The sequence below is a fragment of the Nocardioides sp. NPDC057577 genome (assembly GCF_042801335.1).
Lineage (GTDB): Bacteria > Actinomycetota > Actinomycetes > Propionibacteriales > Nocardioidaceae > Nocardioides.
In genome coordinates this window covers 1-4,325 of record NZ_JBHVGB010000280.1, presented here as the reverse complement: position 1 = coordinate 4,325, position 4,325 = coordinate 1, and the positions used below count along the sequence as shown (strand labels likewise).

The 4,325-nt window shown below is 70.8% G+C and carries 4 protein-coding genes; 3 read left to right on the top strand and 1 reads right to left on the bottom strand.

The window, feature by feature from the left end:
* Positions 1-41: 41 nt before the first annotated feature.
* A complete protein-coding gene (rsmI, locus tag ACFU7D_RS28800; protein ID WP_378873726.1) occupies positions 42-884 on the bottom strand; it encodes a 16S rRNA (cytidine(1402)-2'-O)-methyltransferase in 843 nt (280 codons plus the stop codon).
* 33 nt (positions 885-917) lie between these two features.
* Here rsmI and ACFU7D_RS28795 point away from each other — a divergent pair, with 33 nt between their 5' ends.
* The 3 genes from ACFU7D_RS28795 to ACFU7D_RS28785 are packed head-to-tail and all read left to right on the top strand — an operon-like array spanning position 918 to position 4,263.
* Positions 918-2,699 (top strand): dolichyl-phosphate-mannose--protein mannosyltransferase, encoded by a 1,782-nt coding sequence (locus tag ACFU7D_RS28795; RefSeq protein WP_378873723.1) that lies wholly within the window; start codon positions 918-920, stop codon positions 2,697-2,699.
* A complete protein-coding gene (locus ACFU7D_RS28790; RefSeq protein WP_378873720.1) occupies positions 2,690-3,814 on the top strand; it encodes an N-acetylglucosamine-6-phosphate deacetylase in 1,125 nt (374 codons plus the stop codon). The genes ACFU7D_RS28795 and ACFU7D_RS28790 overlap by 10 nt, the downstream gene beginning before the upstream one ends.
* A gap of 23 nt (positions 3,815-3,837) precedes the next feature.
* The gene (locus ACFU7D_RS28785) at positions 3,838-4,263 is read left to right on the top strand and encodes a DUF3054 domain-containing protein (RefSeq protein ID WP_378873717.1); all 426 of its coding nucleotides are present in this window, start codon (positions 3,838-3,840) and stop codon (positions 4,261-4,263) included.
* Positions 4,264-4,325 lie beyond the last annotated feature (62 nt).

Genomic DNA, 4,325 nt, shown 5'->3' with positions numbered 1-4,325 from the left:
GTGCAGATGCGCCGACTCGGCTAGGTGGGCGCTCAGACCGGCTATGTGTGGATCAGGTTGTAGACCTCGCGTTTGGGGACGCCGGCTCGCTTTGCCGTCTCCACGATGGCGTCCTTGCGGGTCAGGCCCTCGGCCTCGAGGTCCGCGACCGCGGCGCGGAGGGAGTCGGGGTCGTTGCCGATCTCGGCGGAGGGGTCGGCGCCGGTGACGACGATGGTGACCTCACCGCGCACTCCCTCGGCGGCCCAGTCGACGAGCTCGGCCAGTCCCCCGCGGCGTACTTCTTCGTGGGTCTTGGTCAGCTCGCGGCAGACGGCGGCGGCGCGGTCGTCGCCGAAGGCGTCGCGCATGGCGGCCAGGGCGGCCTCGGTGCGGTGGGGTGCCTCGAAGAAGACCATGGTGCGCTCCTCCTTCGCCAGGCTCGCCAGCCGCCGCGAGCGTTCGCCGGCCTTGCGGGGCAGGAAGCCCTCGAAGCAGAACCGGTCGACGGGGAGGCCGCTGACGGCCAGGGCGGTCAGGACGGCCGAGGGGCCGGGCACGGCGGTGACGCGTACGTCCTTCTCGACCGCAGCGGCGACCAGGCGGTAGCCGGGGTCGGAGACCGAGGGCATGCCGGCATCGGTGACCAGGAGGACGCGGTTGCCGTCGAGGAGATCGGCGAGCAGCGTCGGCGTACGTGCGCTCTCGTTGCCCTCGAAGTAGGAGACGATGCGACCCTTGATCTCGACCCCCAGATCGCGGGTCAGGCGGGAGAGCCGACGGGTGTCCTCAGCTGCGACGACGTCCGCGATCGCCAGCTCCGAGGCTAAACGGGGTGGGGCATCTTCGACACGTCCGATCGGGGTTGCCGCGAGTACGAGCACGCCGTCGTCTGGAACTACCACCCCGATATTGTCGCAGGCTTATAAGGTTCCCTCGTGACGACGACGGTGACCGAGGAGCCGGAGCCCCTGGAGGGCCTGGCCAGCACCCCCTCGAGTCACCCACTACCCACGGCCTGGGAACGCGCCCGGCGCCGCATCAGCGGCTCACCGCGGGCCGGCTGGGCGGCGACGATCGGAATCACCGCGCTCGCGTTCCTGCTGCGGCTGTGGCATCTCGGCACCCCGAAGGTCTTCGCCTTCGACGAGACCTACTACGCCAAGGACGCCTGGGCGCTGCTCGAGTTCGGCTACGCGCGCAACTTCATCGAGGGCGCCGACGAGAACATCCTGGCCGGGCAGCTCGACGGGCAGTTCGCCGACGGGCCGTCGATGATCGTCCATCCCGACGTGGGCAAGTGGATCATCGCCCTCGGCATCAAGCTCTTCGGGATGGACCCGTTCGGCTGGCGGATCGCCTCGGTCGTGGTCGGCTCGCTGCTGGTGCTGCTGACGATCCGGTTCGTACGCCGGGTCTCCGGGTCGATGATGCTCGGTCTCGTCGGCGGCATCCTGATCACCTTCGACGGCCTCGCGTTCGTGCTCTCGCGCCTGGCCCTGCTCGATCTCTTCGTCGCCTTCTTCCTGCTGCTCGCGGTGCACCTGATGGTGATGGACCGAGACTGGTGCAGGCGACGGTTCTCCGCGCTCGCACCCACGCAGCTCGCCGCGCCCGGCGCCTGGGGCCCGGTGCGCCAGATGCTGTTCCGGCCGTGGCTGCTCTGCTCGGGCATCGCGTGGGGTCTGGCCATCGGTTGTAAGTGGGAGGCGCTCTACCCGCTGGCCGCCTTCGGTCTCCTCTATGTGGCCTGGTCCGCCGGGATGCGGCGCTCCTTCGGCGTACGTCTCGCCTGGCTCCGCGCCTGCGTGGCCGACGGCCCGACGGCGTTCGTGCACCTGGTGGGGGTCGCGCTCGCGGTCTACGTGATGACGTGGATCCCGTGGATGACCCACGCGGACGTCTACGAGGAGTCGCTCTCGGCGACGCAATACACGCGCTACACCGGCGAGGGCCACTGCGAGAACAAGTCGTACGTCCCCGAGAACCTCAACGACAAGCGTTGGCCGACCGCCACGGAGCCGGACGCCTCCGGCCTCGGCGAGGTCAGTCAGTCGCTGCGGTCGCTGTGGTACTACCACCGCGACGTCTTCACCTTCCACACCCACTTCCTGGAGTGCGCCGAGCACACCTACGGGTCCCATCCGATCGGCTGGCTGGTGCTGAACCGGCCGGTCGGGGTCGCCGCCGACACCGGGATCCTGTCCGGCGCGAAGTCGCGCGGCGAGATGTGCGAGGCGACGCCGACGGCGGACCCCGACGGCGACGGTCCCGAGGAGGCCGGGACGTGCCTGCGGCAGGTGCTGCTGCTGGGCACCCCGGTGCTGTGGTGGGGAGCGTTCATCGCGCTGATCGTCTCCGCGTTCATGTGGGTCGCCGCGCGGGACTGGAGGTTCGGGGTCGCCGTCGTCGGGGTGCTCTCGACGTGGCTGCCGTGGCTGCAGTACGCCGGGCGGCCGATCTTCTCCTTCTACATGATCATCGCGCTGCCGTTCCTCGTGCTCGGCCTGTGTCTGTGTCTGGGCAAGCTGCTCGACCGGCCACCGCCGCAGGCCGGCGGAAGCCCCGCCACCCGGCGCCGCGTCGGGGGTGCCGTCGCCGGCGGCATCTTCGTCGTGCTCGTGATCTGCAACTTCGCCTGGTTCTGGCCGATCTACACCGATGAGCTGCTCACCCGGCATGAATGGCTGACGAGGATCTGGTTCAAGCGATGGATCTAGACGTACGCGGCCTGGTGCCGCGACCCGGTGGCTTCGACGATCTGGTCGTCAGCGTCGCGGGCGGGGTGATCGCCGGGGTCCGACCGGTGACCGACGCCGATCCGGAGTCGGCCGGGATCCTGCTGCCGGGGCTGGTGGACATCCACAACCACGGCGGCGGTGGCGCGTCGTTCCACTCCACGTCGTCGGACGAGATCGCGGTGGCTGCCGGAGTTCATCATGCTGCCGGGACGACCACGCTGCTCGCCTCGACCGTGACCGACTCGCCTTCCCGGTTGCTGTCGGTCGTCTCCGCCTTGGCGGGGGCCGCCGAGGACGGGTTGATCGCCGGGATCCACATGGAGGGGCCGTTCCTGGAGCACTCCTGCCGAGGAGCGCACGATCCCGAGCTGCTGATCGCGCCGGATGCCGGGCTCGCGCGCGAGTTCGTCGCCGCCGGGCGGGGACACCTGCGGGTGATGACGCTGGCCGCGGAGCTCCCCGGTGCCGACGAGGTCGCCTCCGTGCTCACCTCGGCCGGGGTCGTGGTCGCGCTGGGACACACCGCTGCGTCGGCTTCGCAGGCTCGGGCCTTCCTGTCCGGGCCGGGCAGCCTGGTCACGCACCTGTTCAACGGGATGCCGCCCGCGCACCACCGCTCTCCTGGGCCGGTGCTCGGATCCCTGGGGGCCGCCGGTGTCGGCGATGCCTGCGTGGAGCTGATCGCTGACGGCGTACACCTGGACGACGAGACGGTCCGGGCGGTGATGTCGATGGTGCCCGGGTCGGTCGTGCTCGTCACGGATGCGATGGCCGCGGCCGGGATGGCCGACGGCGACTACCAGCTCGGCCCGCTGGCCGTGGAGGTGCGGGACGGGGTCGCCAGGATCGCCGATGGCACCGGCAACGGATCGATCGCCGGAGGCACCTCGCGGCTCATCGACCAGGTGCGCCGCCATGCGGCCGCGGGGATCGACCTGGCCATGCTGATGAGGGCCTCCAGCCTGCGGCCGGCATCGGTGGTGGGCCTCGACGCGGGCCGCCTCGAGCCCGGAGCTCGCGCCGACCTCGTACTCACCGACGAGTCGCTGCGGCCGACCCGGGTGATGCGCGGCGGGGCCTGGCTCCCGGCGTAGGCCGGGCTCGTATTCTGGGCACCATGTCCTCCACGAAGTCGTCCTCCCCACTCGTCGCCGGGCTCGTGCCCAGGTGGGCGGTCGCGGCCTTCGCGGTCGACGTCTTCTTCGTGCTCCTCTTCGCCTTCGCCGGCCGCCAGTCGCACGACTCCGGCCCGGCGCTCGTCGTGCTCCGCATCGCCTGGCCCTTCCTGGTCGGGCTCACCGTGGCCTGGGCCGTCCTGGCCTGGCGCCGCTGGTCGGCCGCCCGCGCCTGGCCGGCGGGCGTGGTCGTCTGGCTCGGGACGTACGTCATCGGGATGCTGCTGCGCGGCCTCACCGGTGGCGGCCTGGCACCGGCCTTCCTGGTCGTCTCGATCCTCTTCCTCGGCCTCACCCTGGTCGGCTGGCGCGGCTACGTCAGCGCCAAGCTCCACTACCGCGCCCGTCGCCGAGCCGGCGCAAACTGACCAAATCACGCCGAGTCGGCTCGTTAGAACGAGCCGACTAGGCGTCGTTCTTGGTCAGGACG